This is a genomic window from Paenibacillus sp. PastM-3 (assembly GCF_029893965.1).
In the GTDB taxonomy this organism is placed as follows: Bacteria; Bacillota; Bacilli; order Paenibacillales; family Paenibacillaceae; genus Paenibacillus_AQ.
This window is the reverse complement of the sequence record NZ_JARXXP010000017.1, coordinates 35,879-59,725: the sequence shown is the minus strand read 5'-3', so window position 1 is coordinate 59,725 and position 23,847 is coordinate 35,879. Positions and strand designations below refer to the sequence as shown.

Annotated in this window: 25 protein-coding genes and 1 riboswitch; of the genes, 19 read left to right on the top strand and 6 right to left on the bottom strand. The window is 54.1% G+C overall.

All coding sequences use genetic code 11. The annotated features are described in order from the left end of the window. Positions 1-16 precede the first annotated feature (16 nt). Positions 17-2,122 (top strand): beta-glucosidase BglX, encoded by a 2,106-nt coding sequence (bglX, locus tag M2108_RS21360; RefSeq protein ID WP_277471257.1) that lies wholly within the window; start codon positions 17-19, stop codon positions 2,120-2,122. A 24-nt stretch (positions 2,123-2,146) separates the two neighbouring features. Continuing rightward, the gene (locus M2108_RS21355) at positions 2,147-4,222 is read left to right on the top strand and encodes an amylo-alpha-1,6-glucosidase (RefSeq protein ID WP_277471256.1); all 2,076 of its coding nucleotides are present in this window, start codon (positions 2,147-2,149) and stop codon (positions 4,220-4,222) included. A gap of 150 nt (positions 4,223-4,372) precedes the next feature. Here the strand turns inward: M2108_RS21355 and M2108_RS21350 are convergent, their stop codons facing one another. Beyond that, on the bottom strand, positions 4,373-4,516 hold the full coding sequence (locus tag M2108_RS21350) for a hypothetical protein (RefSeq protein WP_277471255.1): 144 nt from the start codon (positions 4,514-4,516) through the stop codon (positions 4,373-4,375). Positions 4,517-4,874: 358 nt separating this feature from the next. Next, positions 4,875-5,657 carry an MBL fold metallo-hydrolase gene (locus M2108_RS21345; protein ID WP_277471254.1) on the bottom strand — a complete coding sequence of 261 codons (783 nt, stop codon included), beginning with the start codon at positions 5,655-5,657 and terminating at the stop codon, positions 4,875-4,877. A gap of 302 nt (positions 5,658-5,959) precedes the next feature. On the opposite strand from M2108_RS21345, the gene M2108_RS21340 reads away from it, so the two are divergent. The 8 genes from M2108_RS21340 (at position 5,960) to M2108_RS21305 (ending at position 12,768) form a co-directional block, all read left to right on the top strand. Further along, positions 5,960-6,688, top strand: coding sequence for a hypothetical protein (locus tag M2108_RS21340; protein ID WP_277471253.1), 729 nt, complete (start codon positions 5,960-5,962; stop codon positions 6,686-6,688). Between the two features lie 16 nt (positions 6,689-6,704). After that, complete coding sequence (locus M2108_RS21335) at positions 6,705-7,100, top strand: GntR family transcriptional regulator (protein ID WP_277471252.1); 396 nt, start codon at positions 6,705-6,707, stop codon at positions 7,098-7,100. 16 nt (positions 7,101-7,116) lie between these two features. Next, a complete protein-coding gene (locus M2108_RS21330) occupies positions 7,117-8,046 on the top strand; it encodes an ATP-binding cassette domain-containing protein (RefSeq protein ID WP_277471251.1) in 930 nt (309 codons plus the stop codon). A 3-nt stretch (positions 8,047-8,049) separates the two neighbouring features. Further along, on the top strand, positions 8,050-8,952 hold the full coding sequence (locus tag M2108_RS21325) for an ABC transporter ATP-binding protein (RefSeq protein WP_277471250.1): 903 nt from the start codon (positions 8,050-8,052) through the stop codon (positions 8,950-8,952). Continuing rightward, positions 8,945-10,258 (top strand): ABC transporter permease, encoded by a 1,314-nt coding sequence (locus M2108_RS21320; RefSeq protein ID WP_277471249.1) that lies wholly within the window; start codon positions 8,945-8,947, stop codon positions 10,256-10,258. Before M2108_RS21325 ends, M2108_RS21320 begins: the two co-directional genes overlap by 8 nt. Positions 10,259-10,343: 85 nt before the next feature. After that, positions 10,344-11,579: a TraB/GumN family protein gene (locus M2108_RS21315; protein ID WP_277471248.1), complete on the top strand. Its 1,236-nt coding sequence runs from the start codon at positions 10,344-10,346 to the stop codon at positions 11,577-11,579. Between the two features lie 131 nt (positions 11,580-11,710). Then, a complete protein-coding gene (locus tag M2108_RS21310; protein WP_277471247.1) occupies positions 11,711-11,944 on the top strand; it encodes a hypothetical protein in 234 nt (77 codons plus the stop codon). A gap of 113 nt (positions 11,945-12,057) precedes the next feature. Further along, positions 12,058-12,255, top strand: a riboswitch (cyclic di-AMP (ydaO/yuaA leader). 105 nt (positions 12,256-12,360) lie between these two features. Continuing rightward, on the top strand, positions 12,361-12,768 hold the full coding sequence (locus M2108_RS21305) for a hypothetical protein (RefSeq protein ID WP_277471246.1): 408 nt from the start codon (positions 12,361-12,363) through the stop codon (positions 12,766-12,768). Between the two features lie 89 nt (positions 12,769-12,857). Here M2108_RS21305 and M2108_RS21300 read toward each other — a convergent pair whose 3' ends face one another. Next, on the bottom strand, positions 12,858-13,097 hold the full coding sequence (locus M2108_RS21300) for a glutaredoxin family protein (protein WP_277471245.1): 240 nt from the start codon (positions 13,095-13,097) through the stop codon (positions 12,858-12,860). Beyond that, positions 13,094-13,420 (bottom strand): bacillithiol system redox-active protein YtxJ, encoded by a 327-nt coding sequence (gene ytxJ, locus M2108_RS21295; protein ID WP_277471244.1) that lies wholly within the window; start codon positions 13,418-13,420, stop codon positions 13,094-13,096. The genes M2108_RS21300 and ytxJ overlap by 4 nt, the downstream gene beginning before the upstream one ends. A gap of 219 nt (positions 13,421-13,639) precedes the next feature. Here ytxJ and M2108_RS21290 point away from each other — a divergent pair, with 219 nt between their 5' ends. After that, the gene (locus M2108_RS21290; protein WP_277471243.1) at positions 13,640-14,281 is read left to right on the top strand and encodes a ThuA domain-containing protein; all 642 of its coding nucleotides are present in this window, start codon (positions 13,640-13,642) and stop codon (positions 14,279-14,281) included. A 107-nt stretch (positions 14,282-14,388) separates the two neighbouring features. On the opposite strand, the gene M2108_RS21285 is transcribed toward M2108_RS21290, so the two are convergent. Continuing rightward, entirely contained in the window at positions 14,389-15,300 is a 912-nt protein-coding gene (locus M2108_RS21285) for a CHAD domain-containing protein (RefSeq protein WP_277471242.1), read from the bottom strand. Between the two features lie 279 nt (positions 15,301-15,579). Between M2108_RS21285 and M2108_RS21280 the strand changes: the two genes are divergently transcribed. Continuing rightward, a complete protein-coding gene (locus M2108_RS21280; RefSeq protein ID WP_277471241.1) occupies positions 15,580-16,497 on the top strand; it encodes a lipoate--protein ligase family protein in 918 nt (305 codons plus the stop codon). 618 nt (positions 16,498-17,115) lie between these two features. Here M2108_RS21280 and M2108_RS21275 read toward each other — a convergent pair. Then, the gene (locus M2108_RS21275) at positions 17,116-17,895 is read right to left on the bottom strand and encodes a carbon-nitrogen family hydrolase (RefSeq protein WP_277471240.1); all 780 of its coding nucleotides are present in this window, start codon (positions 17,893-17,895) and stop codon (positions 17,116-17,118) included. Between the two features lie 182 nt (positions 17,896-18,077). Between M2108_RS21275 and M2108_RS21270 the strand changes: the two genes are divergently transcribed. From M2108_RS21270 to M2108_RS21240, 7 genes are all read left to right on the top strand, one after another. Beyond that, entirely contained in the window at positions 18,078-18,512 is a 435-nt protein-coding gene (locus tag M2108_RS21270) for a MarR family winged helix-turn-helix transcriptional regulator (protein WP_481856932.1), read from the top strand. A 40-nt stretch (positions 18,513-18,552) separates the two neighbouring features. Further along, positions 18,553-19,191: a nitroreductase family protein gene (locus tag M2108_RS21265; RefSeq protein WP_277471238.1), complete on the top strand. Its 639-nt coding sequence runs from the start codon at positions 18,553-18,555 to the stop codon at positions 19,189-19,191. A gap of 31 nt (positions 19,192-19,222) precedes the next feature. Next, positions 19,223-19,519, top strand: a complete 297-nt coding sequence (locus tag M2108_RS21260; RefSeq protein WP_277471237.1) for a putative quinol monooxygenase — start codon at positions 19,223-19,225, stop codon at positions 19,517-19,519. 390 nt (positions 19,520-19,909) lie between these two features. After that, complete coding sequence (locus M2108_RS21255; RefSeq protein WP_277506323.1) at positions 19,910-21,085, top strand: pyridoxal phosphate-dependent aminotransferase; 1,176 nt, start codon at positions 19,910-19,912, stop codon at positions 21,083-21,085. Positions 21,086-21,120: 35 nt separating this feature from the next. Then, on the top strand, positions 21,121-21,501 hold the full coding sequence (locus tag M2108_RS21250; protein WP_277471235.1) for a hypothetical protein: 381 nt from the start codon (positions 21,121-21,123) through the stop codon (positions 21,499-21,501). A gap of 124 nt (positions 21,502-21,625) precedes the next feature. After that, positions 21,626-21,952, top strand: a complete 327-nt coding sequence (locus M2108_RS21245; protein ID WP_277471234.1) for an ArsR/SmtB family transcription factor — start codon at positions 21,626-21,628, stop codon at positions 21,950-21,952. Positions 21,953-22,058: 106 nt separating this feature from the next. After that, positions 22,059-23,834: a SulP family inorganic anion transporter gene (locus M2108_RS21240; protein ID WP_277471324.1), complete on the top strand. Its 1,776-nt coding sequence runs from the start codon at positions 22,059-22,061 to the stop codon at positions 23,832-23,834. Positions 23,835-23,847: the final 13 nt, after the last annotated feature.

The window sequence follows — 23,847 nt, the reverse complement described above, 5'->3', positions numbered from 1 at the left end:
AAGGGAGGAATAGAGCTTGAAGAGCAGAGAGCAGGCGGAAGCCTTGCTGGCGCAAATGACGCTAGGTGAAAAAATCGGCCAGACCGTACAGTACGGCCGCTGCGAGGACAGAGAAGTGGTACTGATCCGGGAGGGGAAAATCGGATCGCTGCTGAATGTGCATGGCGCGGAGAAAATCAACGAGCTGCAGCGGATCGCTATGGAGGAAACCCGGCTTGGCATCCCGCTGTTGATCGGCGACGACGTGATTCATGGGTTCCGCACGATTTTCCCGATACCGCTCGGCGAAGCGGCTGGCTGGGATCTGGAGGCTATGGAGAAGAACGCCGCCATTGCGGCCATTGAAGCGGCGGCGGAAGGCATCCGCTGGACATTCGCCCCGATGGTGGACGTTACCCGGGAGCCCCGCTGGGGCAGAATCGCCGAGAGCACGGGCGAAGATACCTACTTTGCCGGGCTGGCGGCCGCCGCGAAGGTCCGGGGCTTCCAGCGCGCCAATGCTCAAGGCTATCCGGCCGTTGCCGCCTGCGTCAAGCATTTTGCCGGCTATGGCTGGGCAGAGGGGGGACGCGATTATGATACGACGGATATGTCCGAGCGCACCCTGCGCGAGCATGTGCTTCCCCCGTTTCAGGCGGGGATAAAGGCCGGAGCCTTGTCGGTGATGAGTGGATTCAACGATTTGAACGGGGTTCCCGCCTCCGGCAGCGCTTATTTGCTGCGAGATATTTTGAAAGAGGAATGGAAATTTCAGGGTATCGTCGTGAGCGACTGGGAATCGGTGGCGGAACTGATCCACCATGGGTATGCCGGTGACCGCAAAGATTCGGCGCGCAAGGGCATAACAGCCGGCATCGATATGGATATGCACTCCGGTGTATACCTGGAGCACCTGGAAGCGCTGGTCTCGGAACAGCCGAAGCTTCTGGCACTGCTGGACGATGCGGTGCTGCGGATCTTGACACTGAAATTCCGGCTCGGCTTGTTTCAATATCCTTATACGGATAAGGCGGTAGCCGAGCGTGTTACGATGACTGCGCAGAGTTTGGAGCAGGCGCGGGACAGCGCCCGCAAAAGCATGGTTCTGCTGCAGAATGCCCGCGGCGTACTGCCAATGGCGCCCGCGAAGCAGCGCAAAATCGCGCTCATCGGTCCGCTGGGTGACGACCCCCACAATTCCATGGGCTGCTGGGCCTGGAAAGGCAGAGCGGAGGATGTTGTTACGGTATGGGATGCGTTCAAGTCCCGGCTTGCGCCGGAGGCGGACGTGTATTATGAGCCGGGCAGCGGCTTCCGGGAAGAGATCGATGGCGGAGTGGAGCGGGCTGTGGCACTCGCCCGGGCCTGCGATATCGCCGTGCTGACCGTAGGAGAAAGCGAGGAGATGACGGGCGAGCATTACAACCGCTCCTCCATCGATCTTCCCGCATGTCAGAAACAGCTGATCATGGAACTGCGGCGGAAGACGGATACGCCGATCGTAGCCGTGCTGATGAGCGGACGTCCGCTGGCTGTGGAATGGCTGCAGGAGCAGGCCGACGCCATTATCGAAGCGTGGCATCCCGGCACCCAGACCGGACATGCGCTGGTGGATGTGCTGACAGGGGAGTATAACCCGAGCGGGAAACTGCCGGTGACTTTTCCGCGGGTAACCGGACAAATCCCGATCTATTATAACCGCAAGAATACCGGCAGACCACATTTATATGAAGATTATCTGGATGTCGGGGATTCCCCCTTATATCCGTTTGGTTACGGACTCAGCTATACCACGTTTGAATACACCGGCCTGCAGCTGAGCCGGAGCGAAATTGCCTGCGGCGAGTCTGCTGCAGTATCGGTAAATATTACGAATACCGGTACATGCGACGGGGAAGATACAGTGCAGCTGTATATCCGTGATCTCGCCGGAAGTACCACCCGGCCGGTTAAGGAGCTGCGGGGCTTCCGAAAAGTATATTTGCAGCCGGGCGAAAGCCGGGAGGTTCACTTTGCATTAACGCCGCAGGAGCTGGGGCTGCTGGACGAATCTTTTCTTCCGGTCGTGGAGCCGGGTATTTTCCATATCTGGGTCGGCCCGCATTCCGAAGCAGGGTTAATGGCTGAGCTAAAGGTGCTTTGACATGACAGAACAAGGAGCTGAATTATGGATTACCGTGTAATTAAAGAGGGAGATCTGTTTCTGCTGAGCGGGCGGGACGGCGATATTGAAGCATACAATGAGCAAGGCTATGGGCTGTATACGCAGGATACCCGTTTTCTGAGCCGGATGGAGTTGCGGATTGACGGTGAGAAACCGGTGCTGCTTTCCTCCAATACCGACCGCAGTTATATCGCCTCGTTCCGGCTGATCAAGGAAAAGAAGGATGAAGGCGCGATTGAGCTGCACCGTGAACGCTTTATCTATGATGGCGTTTTATATGAGCGTTGTATGTTTACAAATCATTTTCCGCATGCTGCCGAGTTCGTGTTCTCTGCGGTGTTTGACGCCGACTTCTCGGACATGTTCCTGGTGCGCAAATACCGGAGCGGCAAAGTAGGGCGGATAGAAGAAACGCAGGTTACGGCGGACAGTCTCACCCTTGCTTACCGCGGCGCGGATGAAATTTCCAGGAAAACCATTATCTCTTGGGATGCTGCGGATGCCAAGACCAGCGCCTCGGGCGAGATTCAGGTCCCATTCACATTGGCATCTAAAGAAAGCCGGTCTGTCTGTTTCTATATCACTCCAATGATTGGAAATGAAAGCAAACAAAGCTCCTCCTACGATGAAGGCCTGCATAAGTTGGAGGCTTCCTATGAACAGTGGTATGGCAGCACCGCAAGAGTGACGACGGATTCTCCTTTGTTCGACGGTCTGTACCGCCGGAGTGTCCAGGATCTGCGTATGCTCATGACAGATGTCGGATATGGCGACGTACCGGTAGCCGGTCTGCCCTGGTTCGCGGTGCCGTTCGGCAGAGACAGCCTGATTACTTCTTTGTTCATGCTGCCCTTGAATCCTGCCGCTGTCAAAGGTACACTGCGGACGCTGGCTGCTTATCAGGGCGAAGCGACTGATCCGTGGCGTGATGAGCAGCCGGGCAAAATCATGCATGAAATCCGCTTCGGTGAGCTGGTCACCACGAAGCAGTCCCCGTTCTCACCGTATTACGGTACGGTCGATTCTACGCCGCTGTTCCTCGTCGTCATCGGGGAATATTACCGCTGGACCGGCGATCTGGAGCTGATCCGCGAGCTGAAGCCAAACATTCTGCGGGCGCTGGAATGGATTGCCCGGGCGGAGCAGGCGGGTGAGGGATTTGTCTCCTATCGTCAGGAAGCGGAGAAGGGATTCCCGAATCAGGGCTGGAAGGACTCTGCCAACTCGATGGTGCATCAAAGCGGTGAATATGCGACCTCGCCGATTGCCCTGTCCGAAGTACAGGGTTATGTATATCAGGCGAAGATCAGTATGGCTCCGTTGTTCCGGCTGCTGGGCGAAGCAGAGACGGCAGACCGGTTGGAGCAGGAGGCGGAGATGCTCAAATCACGGTTTGAGCGCTCCTTCTGGATGGAGGATGAGCAGTATTATGCAGTTGCCCTGGACAAGGAGCAGCGGCAGGTACATTCCGTGACCTCCAATCCGGGACATCTGCTGATGAGCGGTTTGCTGCAGGATGAGCGGGCCAAGGCAGTGGCGGAACGGATGATGTTAAACGATATGTTCAACGGGTACGGCATCCGCACAATGAGTACGGAAGCTGCCGGGTACTATCCGATGAGCTATCACAATGGAAGCGTCTGGCCGCACGATAATGCGATGATCCTGCTGGGCCTTAGCCGACTCGGTTATGGAAAAGAGGCGGAGCAGGTCATTACCGGATTGCTGAATGCCTCGGCTTCCTTTGAGTATCAGCGTCTGCCTGAATTGTTTTGCGGGCATGGGGCAAAGCTGGAGGGGCTGGTTCCGTATCCAACCACCTGCTCGCCACAGGCCTGGTCAGCCGGAACCTCGCTGGTGTTCATGCAGGCGATGCTCGGGCTGAACCCGAATGCGCTGCGTAAGGAAATCACAGTCAGACCTTCACTGCCGCAGGGCATTAACGAGCTTCGCGCCGATCATATCTCCATCGGCTCCGGCATTCTCTCTCTGCAGGCGGTGCGCAGCAGCGGCGGAGAACGGGCAGTACTGGTTGAAATTTTGGAGAATACGACAGGCTTCCGAATTGTTTTGGATTGATTAACGGGCGGAAATCGACACAAAGAGCGGCTGCTTTAAGCCCCGCTCTTTTTGTGTCGTCAACAACTTATTTCCACATGCAAGTGAAGATATCCCTTGAACAGAGACTGCTCCGCGAAGCTAGCGGTGTGACGGCGAGTCGTTTCACGTTCACTTGGATTCCTGCACATATTCGACGTATTCCGGATAAGGAACAAAACGGATGGAATCCGGCTCCATACCGGCGCTTCCCGCTTTGTAGAGCAGCTCGAAATCCCCGATGCTCTCCACCATTCCAATGGCCGCGTTGGTCACCGCCTTCAGTTTTCCCGCCTCTACCCCATAATAGGTGACATCACCGATAACAAGTGATTCGTTATAGTCGCCGTCATTGGCACGTTTCTTCGTCCCTTAGCAAATCACCAATCCAATGCTGTTCCAGCCGTCCCCACACCCGTTCAAAATGAGGGTGTCCTTCTCCTTGCTCGCTGCGTAACCGCTGCTGATCCAGTATTGTTCAATTGCATCCACCATGAAATCGGCCGTCAACTTTGTTTTGGAAAACGACAGCGCCTTTATCGGCTATCTCCGCCGGCTCTTCCCTATCGGCCACGCCCATTAAAGCGTGTTCCGGCGCCTGTCATCGCCCTCATATCCTCAGTATTCCACCAGTCTAGAACCGCACACTAAACCCGTTAAAGATATGAGTTCCCGTGCCGAAGGAGATCAGATTTTTCTCTCTCAGTGTCTTAGCGGCGAGCTTTACTTCAACCAGAATCTCTGGGGCCAGTCCCAGCGTATTGTGAGAGCCGAAGATCTTAGTGACACCGGGGATGTCTGCGATTCGCTCCCACGAACGGACCAGGTCTGAAGGACTTGTAGACGGATAAAAGGCATAGACTGGCGTCTCATCATACAGCAAGTCACCTGTAAACAGATAACCGGAGGCTCCCTCGAAAAAGCACACATGTCCCGGTGAATGCCCCGGCGTATGATATACCTCAAGGCTTTTCCCGCCCAGATCAATGATCTGGCCATCACTCAGTAGTCCTGCCGGTTTTCCGCGATAAGGTGTGTAGGTCGCAGCATCGAAGCCCACAGGCAGCGGCAAGCTCAAATTCCGCACGAGATCTGCTCTAATCTGTTCGATAGATAAGCCCTGTATGCCATGCTCCAGCCAGTTGCAATCCTCCTCATGTACATAAATCTCACTGAACAGACCGTGGCCCCCGATATGGTCGGTATGGACATGGGTGGTGAGGACACAAACCGGGAGTGTGGTCAGCCGGCTGGTTACCTCACGGATATTACCGATACCGAGCCCGGTATCAATCAGGGCAGCCTTCTGCTGCCCGAGCAGCAGGAAGGAATGGACCTTCTCCCAGTGCCCGTATTCACTGATGGCAAAAGTGGATTCATCTATGCGCTGCACCGTAAACCAAGGATTATTCATCATATATGCCTCCCTTGAATAATGTTTGTCCTAAGCTGCATCTTCACAGTAGCATAACCGGCCGCACTACAAAATTCCAAGATTTTCTTATAAAACTATTGACGATGGAAAAAACAGGGCATATACTGTGTATATAGATATACACAGTAAGCACACAGTAAGCACACCGGACATCTAAAGAACCTCAAGTTATCTAACGTTCAAATGTAGCTGATGCATCCATATGTATCCCAGGCAACTGATATACCGGAAGTCCGCGACACACTGTGCTGTATATCTGCTGAATTAAAGAGAGGTTAAGCAAAATGACAAACTTAAGACAGGCTTGGATCATTGTAAAAAGCGATTTCAACGGCGACAGGCTAAAGTTATTATGGTCACTGCTGTGGGCTTTGCTGTTCATGGGTTATATGGGTGGGCTGACCAGTATGATCATTCAGGATACGCTGGATAACGGTGATGGTAAAATTCTTGCCGACATCATGTTCATGACAGTCATTCCGATGCTCGGCATCACTTTTTCCAAGCGGACGATGAAGTACCTGACGGAGGATTCCTACACCCGAATGCTGGCCTATATGCGAACCTTGCCTATTCCCGCTGCCGTGATTCTTTGCAAAAGAAAGCTGCATGCAGTCTTTTCCATCGGACTGAACGGAGTGGTCTTTTTCGGACTTATCTATGTAATCAGCAGTAATCTGCGGCATGAGCTGCCGTTTCCGGATTACCTGGCGTTTACGCTAACCTGGATGGGTCTGGCACTTGCTATTTCAGGGCTTTATATTTTTATCGAGCTGCTGGCAAGCGGGAGGGCTTACTTTTTCTACGTGCTGCTCTTTACGGTCATTTACATCGGGACAGCACTGCTGACCTGGCTGGCTGGCGGTAATCTTATTTTGTTCACAGTCAGCTACTCCAGGGAGTGGGGGCTGCTCTCCCCGCTGATGTGGGGAACGCTGATACTCGGAACCCTGTCGGTTCAGCTCTTCTCCGCATGGACGATACACCGGCTGAAGAGCCGCGATCTCGTATGAGAGGGCGGGGGTAAGGATGTGGATACCTATTCAAATTAATGAAAACAGCGCCGAACCGCTCTACTCGCAGATTGAAACACAGCTGCGGTCACTCATTATAGGCGGCAGTATTACTGAAGGAACGCTGCTTCCTTCTATCCGTGAATTTGCGGGTGAGCTGAAGTGCAGCGTCATTACAGTCCGCCGGGTCTATCAGGACCTGGAGAATGAAGGGCTGCTGCGGACGAGGCAGGGCACAGGCACATTCGTCTCTCAGGTAGGAGCGGGTGCGATGGAGGAATATAAGCGGGAAGCTATCCGCAAAGCGCTTGAAGGTGCGGTCGATGTAGGATTGTCTGTTCAATGCACTGCAGAAGAGCTGACCCGGATGTTCACAGAAATTGTAGAGAGCAAATACAACACACAGTCATGAAAGGTGGGGGCGTTTCATGGTACAGCAGGCCATAGAACTGCGGAATGTAAGCAAGAAGCGGCATAAGCGGACGGTCGGGCCGCTTAATCTCAGCCTTCCGCAAGGCTATATTACCGCGCTGGTCGGACAGAACGGCTCCGGCAAAAGCACACTGCTGCACATGCTGCTGCAGCTGAGCTTTCCGGAGAAGGGGGAAATCCGCTGGTTCGAACAGCCGCATGCCGGAGGGCTGCCGCTTGCGCTCCGTCAGGGAATGGCCTATGTGCCGGAGACTTCACAGCCGGAAGAGAATTACTGGACGGCAGAGGAGGCAGCGGGTTTCCGCCGGCAGTGGTATCCTTCCTGGGACCAGAAGTACTTTGAAGAGCTGGTCCGGAAATTCGAGATTCCTCAGGATGCCCGGCTGGGCAAAATGTCCAAGGGGGAACGGCGCAAATTCGAAATTGCTGCAGCACTGGCCGCACGGCCCCGCCTGCTGCTGCTGGATGAGCCTTCTTCCGGACTTGATCCGTTTGCCTGGAAGATCATGATTGAAACGCTGCGCAAATTTATGGATGATACAGACGCAACTGTGCTGATCTGTACTCATATTGTTGAAGAAGTGCGGCGGCTTGCCGACTACATTGTGCTTATGCATCAGGGACAGCTGCTGGGCATGGCCGAGAAAGACAGCCTGTTCGGCTTATGGAACGAAGTCTGGGTGAATACGGCGGATGAAGAGGAGCTGCAGGAGCTGGCGGCAGAACTGCCGGAAGCCTTGCATTTCGGCTGGGAACAGCCTGGGGTTGCTTCCTTTATCACCCGGGAATTTTCCCGGAATGAGAAACGCATCCTGGATCTGGGCGTAAAGGTACTGAAGAGCCGGGCACTGGAGCTGGATGAAATACTTAGCCTATGGACACAAGGACACCGTCCGGTCCTGATAGACCAGAAGAGAGGGGATTAACCAATGGAAGCTTTAAAGCTGGAACAGGTAGTGAAGCAGTACGGCGATAAGACAGCGGTTAACGGTATTAATCTGAAGGTGGAGCAAGGCGAGATTTACGGGCTGCTTGGTGCGAATGGAGCCGGCAAAACAACAACAATGCGCATGGTGCTTGGCCTGATCTATCCCGATGAGGGGAAAATTCTCTACAACGGCAAGGAGTTCAGCAACGAGCTGCAGCATCTGATGGGCTATCTGCCCGAGGAACGCGGATTGTATCCGAAGGTGAAGGTCAGCGATCAGATTATCTATCTTGCCCGGCTGCGCGGCATGGCTGCCGGCGATGCGGAGAAGAGCCTGCGTTACTGGCTGGACCGTTTCGACGTTCCGGAGTACTACAACAAGAAGATTGAAGAGCTGTCCAAGGGTAATCAGCAGAAAATGGGCTTCATTGCCGCCGTTGTCCACAAGCCGCAGATTCTCGTGCTTGATGAAGCATTCAGCGGACTGGACCCGGTTAATGTGGAGCTGCTGAAAGATACGGTCAAAGAGCTGCGAGACCAGGGAACAAGCATCCTGTTCTCCACCCACCGTATGGAGCATGTGGAGGAGCTGTGCCGGCACATCACGATTCTCGACCGTTCCAATACAGTGGTTCAGGGCGATATCCGCGAGATCAAGAAGGGATATCCGCGGGAGGAAGTCATTCTGCGGACGGCCGAAGAGGTTGCAGGGCTTGAGGGAATTACCGGTGTTACTGCAGTCCAGCGGCAGGAGCGGGGTTATGTAATATCAATCAGTGAAATCGGCGCAGCGCAGCGCATTCTGCAGCAGGCCATTCTTGCCGGTGAAGTTGAGCATTTCGAGATTAAAGAACCGACGCTAAACCAAATCTTTATCAGAGCGGTGGGTGAATCGAATGAATAAGATGGAGACGATTATCGGATTTACATTTAAGAACAAGGTAAAGACCAAAGCCTTTCTTATAACAACGCTTATTATGGTTATTCTGCTGAGCATCGGGATGAACATTCCTTATTTCATTAAAGTATTCAAGGGTGAGGATAAGGCAGATGGCGGAAACCGCAGCCAAATCGCGGTAATCGCTGAAACGGGTAATCCGGCGGCTGAGCTGCTCCTGTCCTCTTCAGCACCTCCTGCCCCCGCTGATCAGGCGGAAGACGCCTTTGCCGTAACGTTCGTGTCTTATCCTTCTGCCGATGATGAGGCGCTGAAGGAAGGTCTGGATAAAGGTGACATCGAAGGTTACCTGACCTTCGGGGAGGCAAGCGGCGAAGGCCTGCCGCCTGTAACCTACCACAATGAGGACGGCGAGCTTGGCGGAGAAGTGCAGACTTCTCTGCAGAGCGCCCTGCAGGCAGTCAACACCCAGCTGATTGTCGGTGACAAGCTGACAGACAGCCAGGTTGCCGCTATGTATGCCCCGGTAACGATTGCTACCCAGGAGCTAAGCACCGATGGGACCCAGGCCGGGGAAGAGGCTGATCAGACGGCGGCAACGATCAACTACGTAGTTGTGTATGTCCTTCTAATCCTGTTCTTCATGTCCATTATGATGACCGGCAATATGATTTCAGCAGAAGTTACCTCGGAGAAAAGCTCACGCATCATGGAGATTCTCATTACGAGCGCCTCTCCGCTTACACAAATGTTCGGCAAGGTCATCGGTATCTTCCTGGTCGGACTGATGCAGATTGCCATTATTGCGCTCAGTGTAACCGCCAATCTGTTGCTGCCGCATAACTCCGGAATACTGGCTGATTTCGAGCTGGATCTGAGCCAGCTGAGCATCGGGCTGCTGGTTTACGGATTGATCCTGTACATTCTTGGTTACTTCCTGTATGCCCTGATCTACGCGGCGGTCGGATCGATTGTCAGCCGTACAGAGGACCTCGGCCAGGCTGTAATGCCGATTATGATGATCGGCTTCGTGAACTTCTACGTTCCTTTATTCAGCATCTGGGCTCCTAATACAACCCTGGTCAAGGTAGCCAGCTTTATCCCGTTCACCTCACCGCTCAGCATGCTGCTGCGCATCGGAGTCGGCCAGGTCGCTTTCTGGGAGATCATCGTCTCACTGGTTATCCTGCTGGCAACTACCTTTGCGTTCGGCTGGCTGGCGGCGAAGATCTACCGCACAGGTGTCCTGATGTATGGCAAACGCCCGAGCATCAAGGAAATCAGAAAAGCAATGAAGGCTTATAAAATCTAAGCAAAGGAACGCAGAAGCAGAGCGTAACGGTCATCCTGTACTTATCATTGAAACTTCTATTATGAAGCTGAAGGAGACGACGTTAATGAAGAATTGGAAACAAATGCTATTTTCTCTTACCCTTTCCGCAGGATTGCTTACGGGGGCAGCAGCCCCGGCTCTGGCTGCTCCGCAGCAGCCGGCTGTAAAAGTGAATAACCAGACCGTTGAATACAAGACAGGAGCACCGGTCAACAGTCAGGGCACAACGCTTGTTCCGCTTAGGGCTACGCTCGAGGCGATGGATGCGAAGCTGCAGAATGCGGCTGGAGACACCATCCATGCAATCATTGACGGCAAAGCCGTAACCTTAAAAAGCAAGCTGACGGTAATCAATGGTGTGACGTATGCACCGGTCCGGGTTCTCGGCGATGCTGCAGGTTATGAGGTCAGCTGGGATGCGCAGACCCGTACTGTTATTCTGCAGACCAAGACTGCGGCTGGAGGCAGCCAGACAGCAGTAAATACTGCAGGCGGCCGCGGCTTCATGTGGGAGGTCGAAAGCAACGGCAATACCGTGTATCTGGTCGGCTCCATGCATATTGCCGATGACAGCTTCTATCCGCTGAGCCCGGAGTTTGAAGAAGCTTTTGCCGAAGCCGATTATCTTGGTGTAGAAATCGACATCAGCAAAGCGGCCGATGAAGCGCAGCAGAAGCTGGTGCTGGAAATGGGGATGTATCAGGACGGCACTACACTGAAGGATCATATCTCCGGTGAGACATATGCCAAGCTGGGCGTGGTGCTGAAGCAGGCAGGTCTTCAGGCAAATGCGCTGGATAAATTCAAGCCTTGGGTAGCGGAAACAACCCTCAGCAGCCTGAAATCAGCAACGGCCGGCTACGAGGCTTCCTCCGGCATCGACTTGTATTTTATACAGAAGGCCATTGAGCGCAAGCTTCCGATTGTAGAGCTGGAATCCTACGAATCCCAGCTGGGCATGTTCAACAACTTCTCCAAAGAGCTGCAGGAGGCTAATCTGCTCGCGGCGATCGATAATTATGATGAGATTGATGATAGCATCGATGTAATGGCCGAGATCTGGAAATCAGGCAATGATGAGCTGCTGCTGCAGCTGACTAACAGCTTTGCCGGAGATGCAGAATACTACAAGGCAATGCTGGTTGACCGCAATATCGGTATGGCCGACAAGATTGACGGATATCTCAAGAACGGCAAAAACGAGGAATATTTCATCGTGGTCGGCGCGGCACATTATCTGGGTGAGCATGGCATCGTGAAGCTGCTGCAGGATAAGGGATATACGGTAGTCCGGAAATAGATGCAAGAATAGAAACGGGTGTCGTCCTGTCAGGACTGATACCCGTTTTTATTTGGCGAAAATGGCTTAATCTGCCGGGGACTGGTGATCCGGCCGGCAATAGTGTACCTTTGTACTAAGGAGTGGTAATCTTGAACATTAATCTAAAAACACCTGTACTGGTCGCTGTTTCCGTCCTGCTGATTATAGCCAGCAGCCTGCTGCAGCCGGAAGGGAGCACACTGCTGGGAGCGCTGCAGACGCTACTGCTGGGCCTGGGTATCCTTGGCTGTCTGATGGCTTTCCTGCGGTTTGCCAAGAGCAGTAAAAATAGCAGCAAGGAGAAGAAATCGAAGCAATTTAAAGAACAGAAGAGAAAAAGATGAAAGTAAGCGTTATTCGCAGGGTTTCTTCCCTTCCCGGAGGTTATTCCGCCCGGTTTGGCGATTTACAAGCGGATGCTCCTAAAGGTATGATACATCTGTTTAACTCCAATTAAATAGAATATCCGCTTAATTTCCGTCTACGGAAAGCGGGGGAACCAACAACCGGAGTCAGGTGCAAGCAGGCCGGCCGGTTATGGGGTGAATCCTGGCAGCTGCGTGAAGTGCGAAATCTCAATGCAGCGGACAGGTAGGGCGACTCTCAACGCCCGAATCCGGCAGCTAACCTCGTAAGCGTATTGCAGAGAGGATCAGCACATTGTGACCGTTAACTGGACCACAAAGGGAATCCTTTGTGGTTTTTTGCTGTGCTTGTATAGATCTGTTCAGATAGAGATGAGGGGAAAGGGGAGACGGAAATGGACGTTCAGGAAGAATATGTGCTCATCTGTGCGCCGACAAAGGCGGGAGAGCAATTTATCAAGCTGCTTAAAATAAAGGGCTGCAGATTTGCCGGGCTTGCCAATAATCCGGCCGAGAAGCAGCGGCTGACGGAGCTGGGAGTTGAGAAGATTTTTGAGGTGGATACCCGGCATCTGAATACGTGGCTCAGACCGCCGTTTCCGGTAGGCCGGATCTATCTGTTCGAGAGCAGTGTCGCTTTATGCTGCCGTTATGTGCAGATGTGCCGCACATGGACAAGCGGGCCGATTTCCGTAATTACGACCTCCATGAGACCAAGGTTAGTCTATAAAGGGCTTGGGGCAGACAATGTCATCTACAGCCACAGCGGGCAGGTCGGTCATCTGGCAGCAGAGTGTGAATAAAGATACACCGGCAGGCAAAATAAAAAAAGGTATTCCCCGGGCTTCGGACCAGGGAATACCTTTTTATTTATACTGCGGCCAATATGCTGTTATCTGGCGGCTGCAATCAGTTCCTGAAGCTCAGGCAGGTTGAAGCCCTTAACGGCACGGTCGCCGGATACCGTTACAGGGATACCCATAAAACCGAGCTTTTCGACTTCCTCCTGATACACTTCGCTGGCCATAATATCGCGCACCTCAAAGGGAATGCCCTGATTGGTGAGCAGCTGCTTAACCTGATTGCAGTCACTGCAGCCTGCAGTAGAATAGACAATTATCGGCTGGCTCATTTCTCAACGGCCTCCTTGATGGCATTCCGGGTAATTTTCCAGTGGGAAGTGTTCCAGCTCACTTCGCTGCCGTCCAGCAGGAAAATCTGCGGGGATTCATGCTTGATGCCGAACTCTTCGGCAATCTGATTGGAGACCGGACGGTCCTCAATGACATGGACAATCGCTGCCGGTGTATCCGAGCTTTGGACATAAGCCTGGAATTCCTCATGCGCTTTGGCGCTGATCGGGCAGGTTGTGCTGTGCTTGAAAAGCAGTTTTTTGCCGGGTTGCCCGACATATTGGTGCAATTCGTCAGAAGTATGCAGCTGTTGAATAGACATCGAATATCGACCTCCTGGGATACAAGATTAGTAAGCAGTATTGCCGGTTAAGAATAGCTGTTAACCTGTAACTATGATTGTAGCATAGTTCAAAATTAAAGCAAAAAGGCTTTTCTGGCAGGCACCCGGAACGTTGTAAAAACCGGGAGGCCATGCTAAGGTGAGTGAGACTGGCTTAACGGCCGAAACAGTCCTGACATGAAAGAGGTGTGATTTCTGATGCCAGAATTGAAAGCCCTTGCGCTGGGCAGCTACAGTGAAGTGAAATATCATCCTTTTGCCGGAGTGGACCAGGCATTTAAAGAGATTTTGTCGCCAGCGTTTACGGTTGAGCCTTCGGAGGATTTCGGGCTGCTGAACCCGCAGACGCTGGCTGACTATTCGCTGGTCGTGTCTTACACTGAGTTTGCTGATCACCCGATTGCTCCCGCCCACAGCGGGGCCCTGCTGTCTTACGTAGCCGGAGGCGGCGGCCTGCTGGTAGTTCATAACGGAATTTCCATGCAGCGCAATCAGGAGCTGGGAGTAATGCTGGGCGGGCACTTTACCCATCACCCTGACTATACAGCGCTCGGGATCAATATACCGGCGGCGGTACGGGAGCATCCGGTTGTCCAGGGGATCGAAGATTTTGTGATTGAGGACGAGCCGTATTATTTTGATATGCAGCCGTACTTCGAGACTACTGTTCTGGCAGAGTATCTGCACGGGGGAGCAATGCGGCAGGCGGCCTGGTGCCACGAATTCGGGCTTGGCCGGGTGGTCTACCTGATGCCGGGGCATCATCTGCCTTCCTTCTCCAGTGAACCGTACCGCAAAATGATCAGCAGAAGCGCCTTATGGGCAGCCAAGCAGCTGTAATCCGGCAAGGTGTGGCCAGAAGCAGCAGGGCTGCCGGGTAAAGAGAAAAGCGGGAAGCGGCATGTGAATCAAGCGCTTCCCGCTTCTTTTATAAAATGGACGGATTATTAAGCTTCACCGGAATCTGCCCGGGGCTTTCCGGCAACCGGTACAACCTCGTTATGATATAGCGCTTCCAGCACTTCGTTCTTCAGGCTGTCGGTGAAGGCGCTCCAGGTTTTTTTGCCTACGCCCAGCTCGTCGCGTCCAATGGACTGCAGCGTATCCAGCCAGACCCGTTTATCGTTAATGATGCCAAGCTGCTCCTGAATGTTCTTGTAGTATTCCTCATGGGTATGGAATTTCTGATTGAGTGCAAAAGAGGCGGCATTTGCGGTGTAGCGCAGCTCCTTGGCGGCAATTCTCAGGTCATGCAGGGCTTCAAAGGCTTCGTCTGACACGGCATCCGGTCCCTTGAACAATGCCTTGCAGGTTTTTTTCTTCTGATCGAAGGCAACCTCAAGCTCGCGCATAACGACGTTGGCATCCTTTTTCAAGACCAGGGACTCCAGCGGTCCAGCCAAAAAATCTTTCCACAAGCCGTCCAGTTCCTTCCCGGCCAGCTGCGGAAGCTCGGCTTCCAGCTTTTTGCGGTACTTTTTGCGCTGATCCTTCTGGTGCTTGATGACCGCCTTCAGCAGTCCGGCAGTCTTGTCATCGCCGTCCTTCTTGGCCACCTTGCGCCGTTCCTTGAAGGATTCGATCAGGACGTCGGCATCCCGGACCTTGCCTAGCCGCTTCTGGGCTTTTTTGAAGCTGAAATAGAGCTCTCCGGCGGCGGAATGGTCCGGGTCAAGGATGGACAGCAGGGTCAGCAGCTTGCGGCTGTTCACTCTCGCCTGGTGAATATCCTCCTCGCCGAAGTCTTTGAGTGAATCCTTGCTGTAATCGCGGAAATTTACATACAGCTTGATCATCGCCTGTTCCCACTGCCGGGTTTTATTCGTCTGCTTGTCCTTTGCCAGTTGGTCTACGGTCATGCGGCATCACTCCTATACGTTGTGTATTGCTGTTGCATGAGCTTTGGCACAGCCTCGTTCTAATGCTGGGACCTTCTTCCTTGTTATAAGGATAACGGTTGCCGGAGCGGAATTCAAATGACTTTACAGCTCTATTATGGGCGCAGACGGGGCGATAGGGTACAATAGAGCAAACTCCGTGCAGCCCGTTCATTTCAAGGAAAACCAGTAGCAGGCTGGGACTGCCTTGACTTTCGGCATGCCGAATAATAATCATAAACAGGAAAAGGGGAATCATCAGTGGGTTCATATGAAGAAGCAGGAGGACTTGGCAAACTGTTTGAGGGGCAACAGCAGAGCTCTGCAAGTGAGCTTCCTCCCGAAATGGTACTGTTCGAGCATCCGGCGGAGGGACTGACAGCGGCGGAAGCCGGCGATATGCTGGTTCCATTCGCGTTCGAGGAGGCGCTGTGCCGCGATGTCGGAGCCGGGCTGGTCCCGCCGTGCCTCCATATCTGGAGCCATCCCGGCGGGGTGGTGCTCGGACTGCGGGACAGCAAGCTGCCCCAGGCGGAGGCAGCGATGGCCGGGCTGGAGCAGGCCGGCTACCGAACGGCTGTCCGCCATTCCGGCGGGGCGGCCGTGCCGCTCGACACAGGCATCGTGAATGTGTCGCTCATTCTGCCGAAAGCTCCGGGCAAGCTGGACTTTCACGATGATTTCCGGCTGCTGGCTTCGCTCATTGCCGAAGCCGCAGCTGCCAGCCATCCGCAGGCGGCTGCACAGATCAGGGCAGGCGAAATCGCCGGCTCGTATTGCCCCGGCGATTTCGACCTGGCCATCGGCGGCCGCAAATTCTGCGGCATCGCCCAGCGCAGGCAGAGCGGCGCGTACTTCGTGCACGCGTTTGTGGTGGTCTCCGGCTCCGGGCGGGAGCGCGGAGAGCTGATCCGCGGATTCTATGAGACTGCGTCCGGAGGGGACGAGTCGCTTGACTATCCGCGGGTCCGCCCGGAGACGATCGCCGCGCTGGGCGAGCTGGGCGGACCGGATGCGGCCGCCCTGTACGCCGCAGGCATCCGGCAGGCTGCGGTGCGCCGGGGCGTACAGCTGACTCCGGCCGGCAGGCTGCGGCAGGAGACCGGCTATGATCTCCAGTACAGCGATCCGCGTGTACTGGAGACGGCAGCGACGCTACGGCAGCGCTATGCCTGCTGAGAATGCGGGCTTGCGGCTATGCCTGCCGCTGCTGTTTGCAGGTTGCAGGCGGCAGTCTGGACTCTGGAAGAGACTCTGCTTCTCTGCACAAGAAGCCCCCTCGGGAGTCTGCGCAGGGTTATGCAGGGCATAGCTCATCCAATTGAGCTAAGTGGAAAAATGTCACCTATTTCACCGATGAACTCTGCTACCCAGAAACTAATTGGAAAAACGTCACTTCATTTCAGCGGAATGGGCCCAAAAGCGATGGAAGATCCGAAATAAGTGGCGATTATCCAACTAAAAGCGGTTAACAGTGATTAATTCCGGAATTAAGTGGCAAATTTCCAACTAAAAGCTGTGGATGCGGTAGCAATAGCCTGGATTTCAGCGGTGGTTAAGCGCCGAGGATGCCAAATTTCACCATGTACCGCACCACCGCGAAGTTCTGCCCCGCCAGCAAAGTCCTGCCCCCACCGGGAAGTCCTGCCCCGCCAGCAAAGTAAAGCCCCACCGGGAAGTCCGCCCCGCCCGACAAGTCTCTCCACACCTGCAAAGTCCGCCCCGTCTGCCAGATCCTCCACACTGCCAAGTCCCGGCTGTTGCTATTTCACAGACAGTTACCCCAAGTTCCAGCAGCTACGAGTACAGCTCCGGCCGCCGGTCGGCGAAGACCGGAATCTGCCTCCGCACCTCACGGACTTTGTGCAGGTCGATTTCGCCCGTTACAATCTCTTCTCCTTCCCCGGCTTCACATATCACATCACCCCAGGGATCAATGATCATGGAATGGCCGGCGAACTGGTTCGCCGGATCGGCGCCCGCGCGGTTGCAGGCGATGACATAGCACTGGTTCTCAATGGCCCGGCTGATCAGCAGGGCGCGCCAGTGGGCCAGACGCGGTTTCGGCCATTCGGCGCTGACGAACAGGAGCTCAGCTCCCTCAGCGGTATGGGCACGGACCCACTCCGGAAAACGGATATCGTAGCAGATCAGCCCGGCACACCGGGCATTGTCCAGCGTGAACAGCCCTTTAGCTTCACCGGGCTGAAGATACAGATGCTCATCCATCAGCCGGAACAGATGCAGCTTGCTGTATTCACCGGCCAGACCACCGCTGCGGTCAAAGATGTACATGCTGTTGGTAACTCCGGCAGGACGGCTGCTGGCTACCGAACCAGCGACAATATGAACGCCGAGCTCCTTCGCTAGGCCAGACATCAAGGCCTTCGTTTCCTGGCCGTCAGGGTCAGCAATGCGCTCCAGCCGGGTCAGATCATAGCCGGTCGTCCAGAGCTCCGGCAGGATCAGACAATCAGGTCCTGCGGCGGCAGCCTCCCGGATGCGCTGCTCTGCAGCCGCATAATTTGCAGCAGGATTGCCGAAAGCTATATCAAGCTGAATCAGGGATATTTTCATGCGTCAGCCTCCTCAGACAGAACGTGAGTGTATAGTTCGAAATTATAGATGGATCTGCTGATAAAGCAACCTGCAGTTTGGAGGATCAAGGAAATTAAAGAACAATAGTTGACGGGTCAATTAAATAGGTGTAAACTGATTTTCGTCAACAAGATTTTGCGCAATTTAATGTTTGGAGGAGGATGCGATTGACGGGATATCAGTCTGAGGATGATCAGATTCTTGAGCTGCTGCAGGCACTGAACAAGGGCGTCAGCCCGAAGTTTGAGCGGTGCGCAGGCATCAGTCCCACGCGGCTCCGCCTGCTTCACCAGCTGTTCCAGGTTGAAGAGATCAGCCAGATTTCGCTGCAGCGGGAGATTGATATTGACCCCGCCGCCATTACCCGGCACCTGAAGGGGCTGGAGGAGAGCGGAATGATCAGCCGCCGCAATAATCCTGCTGACAACAGGGTCACTCTGGTCTCGCTGACACCGCAGGGGCGGGAGCGGGTACATTGCTACAAGGAAGAAAAGAAGCGTTTTATCAGCGGTCTGCTGGCCGACTTTGATGAAGCCGAGCGGAAGAAGCTTGCAGATATGCTTATCCGGCTGCAGCATAACATCAATGGAATGTAGCCTTACACCATACATTAACCAACCAAAGGAGCGTATTTTCATGACTACAATAACAAGAACCAATGATTTTAACTCTATCATTACCGGCCGCCGCTCGGTGCGCCAGTACGATCCCAGTGTGAAGATCAGCAAAGAGGAAATGACTGAGATCCTTACCGAAGCTACGCTGGCTCCGTCTTCTGTTAACATGCAGCCTTGGCGTTTCCTCGTCATCGAAAGTCCTGAGGCTAAATCCAAGCTGGCTACAATCGCCAAGTTCAACCAGGTGCAGGTGGAAACCTCAGCTGCCATGATCGCTGTATTCGGGGATTTGAACAACTTTGACTATGCCGAAGAAATTTACGGTACTGCCGTAGAACGCGGACTTATGCCGCAGGAAGTCAAGGAAGGCCAATTATCCCGTCTGGCTGTACATTTTGCTAATCTCCCAGCAGATATTAACCGGGAGACTGTAATGATTGACGCCGGTCTCGTCTCGATGCAGCTGATGCTGGCTGCCCGTGCCCACGGTTACGATACCAATGCCATCGGCGGCTTCGAAAAAGACCAGATCGCTGAACTGTTCGGAATGGACAAACAACGCTATATTCCGGTTATGCTAATTTCCATCGGTAAAGCTGCAGCCGAAGGCTACCAGTCTGTACGCCTGCCAATCGACAAGATTGCCGAGTGGAAATAATAATATATATTTATATTCAGGAGGATAAACAATGATTATTATTCATGCTACACTTCAAGTTAATCCTGAGCGCGAAGCGCAGTTTCTGGCTGAAGCTGATGCATTGATTGCGGCTACACACCAGGAGGAAGGCAATGTTTCTTATGAGCTCTACAGACACACCTCCCGCAGTAACGTATTCATTATGGTTGAAGAATGGCGTGATGCCGAGGCTGTAGACGGCCATAACGCAAGCCCGCACTTTACCGGCTTTGCCGCCAAGGCAGGGGAATTCCTGACTGCACCGCTTGATGTCAAGGTATATCAGGGCGAGCCGGTGGGCAAGTAACAGGGGCTGTATTAATCAAATAGCCTAAGAGTATAAAAAGAAGGTCATCCTGCATGAGGATGGCCTTTTTTAGGTTTCGCAAATATCGAACTATTAACGGCCAAAGGGCGTGAGAGGCAAAAATGCCTCTGAATCGGCCGAAAGTCGGCCGGACGCCGGAATGAGAGGCAAAAATGCCCTTGAATTTGCCTCTCACAGTCAAGGGACTGGAATCGGGGGCATATATGCTCTTTTCCCCTCATGCGGCTTGGTATGGCCGGCTTTGTGTATCTGTACCTCCCCTAATTTACGGTCCTTGAAATATAGCAGTTGCCCGGCTACCACCGAACCGCTAGAATAGATGCAATATATAACATGATAAAAGGAACAGCGGAGAGGATGAGCCGGGCAGTGGCTACTTTTGAATCGTCACATTTGCTGAATGCTTTGCCCAAGCAGTTTTTTGCTGCACTGGTTGCCAGGGCTGCACAGGCGGCAGCGGAAGGGCATGATGTTATCAATCTGGGACAAGGCAATCCCGATATGCCGACACCGGCACATATTGTTGAAGCATTGCAGGGAGCGGCGCTTAATCCGTCCAACCACAGATATCCGCCGTTCCGCGGGCATGACTATCTGAAGGAAGCGGCAGCTGCATTTTACAAAAGAGAGTACGGGGTCGAACTGGACCTGCAGCGTGAAATCGCCATTCTGCCCGGAGGCAAGACCGGTCTGGTTGAGGTGGTGCAATGCCTGCTGAATCCCGGTGATACCGCGCTTGTTCCGGACCCGGGATACCCGGACTACTGGTCGGGGATCGAGCTGGCCCGGGCGGTTATGGAGCTTATGCCGCTCACAGCGGCGCGCGGATTCCTGCCTGATTATGGCGCCATAAGCCCGGAAACCGCAGTCAGGGCAAAGCTGATGTTCCTCAATTACCCGAACAACCCTACCGGAGCGGTGGCTGACGGGGCATTTTTCAGAGAAACGGTCAGCTTTGCAGCAGCGAATAATATTTGTGTGGTGCATGATTTTGCCTATGCGGCAATCGGTTACGAGGGTCTGAAGCCGGTAAGCTATTTGCAGACACCGGGGGCCAAGGAAACCGGCATCGAAATTTACACGCTGTCGAAGACCTATAATATGGCCGGCTGGCGGGTAGCTTTTGCCGCCGGGAACGCCAGTGTGATCGAGAGTCTGAATCTGCTGCAGGATCATATGTACGTCAGCTTGTTCGGGGCGGTACAGGAGGCAGCGGCAGCGGCCCTGCTCGGCCCGCAGGATGGTGTGCGGGCGAATGTGGCACGTTACGAAGCCAGGCGGGGCATCCTGATCGGCGGGCTCCGGGAAGCCGGCTGGCAGGTGGAAGCCCCGCGCGGCTCCTTCTTCGCCTGGCTTCCTGTTCCGCCCGGTTACACCTCGCAGAGCTTCGCTGATTTGCTGCTGGACAAGGCGCATGTGGTCGTGGCTCCGGGCATCGGTTTTGGCGCTTACGGAGAAGGTTATGTTCGGATCGGCCTTGTCAGTGATGAGGCCCGGCTGGCAGAGGCAGTGCGGCGGATTGCAGGGCTGAAGCTTTTTGATTAATATACCGAAACTAAAGAGATGGCGGGACTATAGAGATGAAGATAGCAGTAACGAGACAGGGAATCCGGAAAAACGAGGTGTACTTTACAGCAGACTGCGGCGAAGGCAAGGGAATCTGGTGCGGCAGTACCCCTATCCTCTATGGAGAAGCACAAGAGGTGGAATTTGAGCTGCCCGCACTGCTTATGCGCTGGGTGGATATTATTCCGGCTGCTGCTGGCGGCAATGCCGTACGGATGGACGGGGAACAGGTCCTGTTAACAGGTATTCTGGAGAATATTGAGGAGGACGGAACGGGGTATCTGCGGCTGGGTGAGGAGCTGATCATGTTTGAATGCCTGGGGGAACCGATGGCGCTCGGCGGCTGCGTAGAGATCAGAACCCGGGAGCTGATGATTTATCCGGTAAATCTGTAGGCACAGGCTGCTCTCACCGCAGGAATAGAAATGCTGTAAATGCTGCACGGCCATAGCCACCCCGTGATAAATAATGCTAAGATAAGCTTAGAATTGAAGTACAGCTATAAGGAGCAGAAGTCCAATGAACAGCGATATTCAGCAATTCAAGACGGAGTTTTTCAAGGCGCTGGCTCATCCGATGCGGATCCGCATCCTGGAACTGCTGAGTGATGGCGAGAAGAATGTGAATGAGCTGCAGGCGATTCTCGGATCGGAAGGCTCTGCGGTCTCCCAGCAGCTGGCTGTCCTGCGCGCCAAAAATGTGGTTGCCTGCGTCAAGGAGGGTACCACCGTAATCTACTCTTTACGCGATCCCCTGATCAAGGATCTGCTGGCAGTAGCCAGGCAGATATTCGATAATCACCTCGTAAATGCGATTTCCATCCTTGAGGGCATCCGCAGTGAATAAAATCCGTCCCAGAGGGGCGGATTTCCCGTTGACAAGAACGGCGGGCAGGAGTAATGTTGCTCATATATTCAAATAATCAGATATTCAAAGAAAAGAAGGTTAGATGATGACAGGGTGGGGCCGTTTTCAAGGCTACAACATTGCTTCGCTGCGCAGGGATATCATTTCAGGGACGATTGTCGGCGTTATTGCCATCCCGCTGGGGATGGCATTTGCTATTGCTTCCGGTGTCAAGCCGGAGTACGGGATTTATACAACCATTGTAGCGGGAATCCTGATTTCCCTGTTCGGAGGCTCGAAATTCCAGATCGGCGGACCAACCGGCGCGTTCATTCCGATTCTGTTCGCTATTGCGATGGAGTACGGATATGAGAACCTGCTGATTGCCGGGATGATGGCCGGGATTATTCTGGTTCTGATGGGCCTGCTCAGGCTCGGAGTGCTGATCAAATTTATTCCGAGGCCGGTCACCATCGGCTTTACCGCCGGGATTGCTGTTATCATTTTTACCGGGCAGATCGGGAACTTCCTCGGGCTGCAGGGGGTTAAGCGCCATGAGGCCTTCATAGACAATATGAAGGAACTGGGTCTGCATATTTCCACAATCAATATGTACAGTGTGCTGACTGCTGTTATCTGTCTTGCAGTAGTTATACTCGGCCTGCGGTTTGCCCCCAAGGTACCGGGTTCACTGATCGGGCTGCTGTGCGCTACACTGATTGCGGCGCTGTTCTTCAGCGGCAAGGTTACAACCATCGGCTCTGCCTACGGTGATATTCCGAACACGCTGCCGAGCTTTCACTTTCCGGTAATCACCTGGGAACGGATCAGGCTGCTGCTCCGTCCGGCGTTTGTTATCGCCATGCTGGGAGCGATTGAATCACTCCTGTCCGCAGTAGTGGCCGACGGCATGTCCGGCAGCCGGCATAACAGCAACCGTGAGCTGGTCGGCCAGGGCATTGCCAATATTACCGCTCCGCTATTCGGCGGAATTCCGGCTACGGGGGCGATTGCCAGAACGGCCACGAATATCCGCAGCGGGGCGGCTTCTCCGCTGTCGGGTGTCATTCACGGCATCGTGGTGTTCCTGATCCTGCTGCTCTTTGCGCCGTATGCCTCCAGTATTCCGCTTGCAGCGATGGCACCCATCCTGATGGTCGTCGCCTGGAATATGAGCGAGCGCAAGCAGTTCCTGAAGCTGCTGAAGCTGAAGACGGGAGATTCCCTGGTCATGTTCATTACCTTTCTCCTGACCATATTCGCCGACCTGACGGTAGCTGTGGAGGCGGGGCTGGTTCTTGCCGTCATCCTGTTCGTGAAACGGATGGGCGAGACCCACCTGGTCGCCAAAGTACTGCCCGATCCGGAGTCGGTGAAGGTGGCTGCGCATATGGTAACCGACAGCCATGACTGTCCGCAGGTCGGAATCTATAACGTGGAGGGGCCGCTGTTCTTCGGCGCGGCCTACCGGTTTGGCGATACGATGCCGGAGCCGGGACCCAGCCAGCCTAAGCTGATTATTCTGCGCATGGGCAAGGTACCGTTCATGGATACGACCGGCGAGGCCAATCTGGCTGAGCTGGTGAAGCAATTGCAGGCTGACGGCGGGAAGCTGCTGATCTCCGGCATTGAGCCGCAGCCGCTGGAGCTGCTGAAACGGACCGGCCTGTACGACAAGATCGGAGTACAGCAGTTCTTCGGGCATACCGGGGATGCGATAAATGCCGCACTAGCCATGATTCAGACAGAACGCTGCGCAGGCTGCCGGCATGCCGCATTCCGGGAGTGTGCGGCGCTGGCCGCTGTTCAGGAAGCGCCGGGCAGAATAGGCTTCAAGAGTCATAAGCCTGCTATCGCCGGCAAGCTCAGCAGCGGCATCTGACCGTTAAACTTTC

Bases quoted from the DNA above. Each gene is read 5' to 3' on its own strand.
- M2108_RS21355 (WP_277471256.1), top strand. From the start codon at position 2,147: ATGGATTACCGTGTAATTAAAGAGGGAGATCTGTTTCTGCTGAGCGGG.
- M2108_RS21345 (WP_277471254.1), bottom strand. From the start codon at position 5,657: ATGATGAATAATCCTTGGTTTACGGTGCAGCGCATAGATGAATCCACT.
- M2108_RS21340 (WP_277471253.1), top strand. From the start codon at position 5,960: ATGACAAACTTAAGACAGGCTTGGATCATTGTAAAAAGCGATTTCAAC.
- M2108_RS21335 (WP_277471252.1), top strand. From the start codon at position 6,705: ATGTGGATACCTATTCAAATTAATGAAAACAGCGCCGAACCGCTCTAC.
- M2108_RS21330 (WP_277471251.1), top strand. From the start codon at position 7,117: ATGGTACAGCAGGCCATAGAACTGCGGAATGTAAGCAAGAAGCGGCAT.
- M2108_RS21325 (WP_277471250.1), top strand. From the start codon at position 8,050: ATGGAAGCTTTAAAGCTGGAACAGGTAGTGAAGCAGTACGGCGATAAG.
- M2108_RS21320 (WP_277471249.1), top strand. From the start codon at position 8,945: ATGAATAAGATGGAGACGATTATCGGATTTACATTTAAGAACAAGGTA.
- M2108_RS21315 (WP_277471248.1), top strand. From the start codon at position 10,344: ATGAAGAATTGGAAACAAATGCTATTTTCTCTTACCCTTTCCGCAGGA.
- M2108_RS21305 (WP_277471246.1), top strand. From the start codon at position 12,361: ATGGACGTTCAGGAAGAATATGTGCTCATCTGTGCGCCGACAAAGGCG.
- M2108_RS21300 (WP_277471245.1), bottom strand. From the start codon at position 13,097: ATGAGCCAGCCGATAATTGTCTATTCTACTGCAGGCTGCAGTGACTGC.
- ytxJ (WP_277471244.1), bottom strand. From the start codon at position 13,420: ATGTCTATTCAACAGCTGCATACTTCTGACGAATTGCACCAATATGTC.
- M2108_RS21290 (WP_277471243.1), top strand. From the start codon at position 13,640: ATGCCAGAATTGAAAGCCCTTGCGCTGGGCAGCTACAGTGAAGTGAAA.
- M2108_RS21285 (WP_277471242.1), bottom strand. From the start codon at position 15,300: ATGACCGTAGACCAACTGGCAAAGGACAAGCAGACGAATAAAACCCGG.
- M2108_RS21275 (WP_277471240.1), bottom strand. From the start codon at position 17,895: ATGAAAATATCCCTGATTCAGCTTGATATAGCTTTCGGCAATCCTGCT.
- M2108_RS21270 (WP_481856932.1), top strand. From the start codon at position 18,078: ATGCGATTGACGGGATATCAGTCTGAGGATGATCAGATTCTTGAGCTG.
- M2108_RS21265 (WP_277471238.1), top strand. From the start codon at position 18,553: ATGACTACAATAACAAGAACCAATGATTTTAACTCTATCATTACCGGC.
- M2108_RS21260 (WP_277471237.1), top strand. From the start codon at position 19,223: ATGATTATTATTCATGCTACACTTCAAGTTAATCCTGAGCGCGAAGCG.
- M2108_RS21250 (WP_277471235.1), top strand. From the start codon at position 21,121: ATGAAGATAGCAGTAACGAGACAGGGAATCCGGAAAAACGAGGTGTAC.
- M2108_RS21245 (WP_277471234.1), top strand. From the start codon at position 21,626: ATGAACAGCGATATTCAGCAATTCAAGACGGAGTTTTTCAAGGCGCTG.
- M2108_RS21240 (WP_277471324.1), top strand. From the start codon at position 22,059: ATGACAGGGTGGGGCCGTTTTCAAGGCTACAACATTGCTTCGCTGCGC.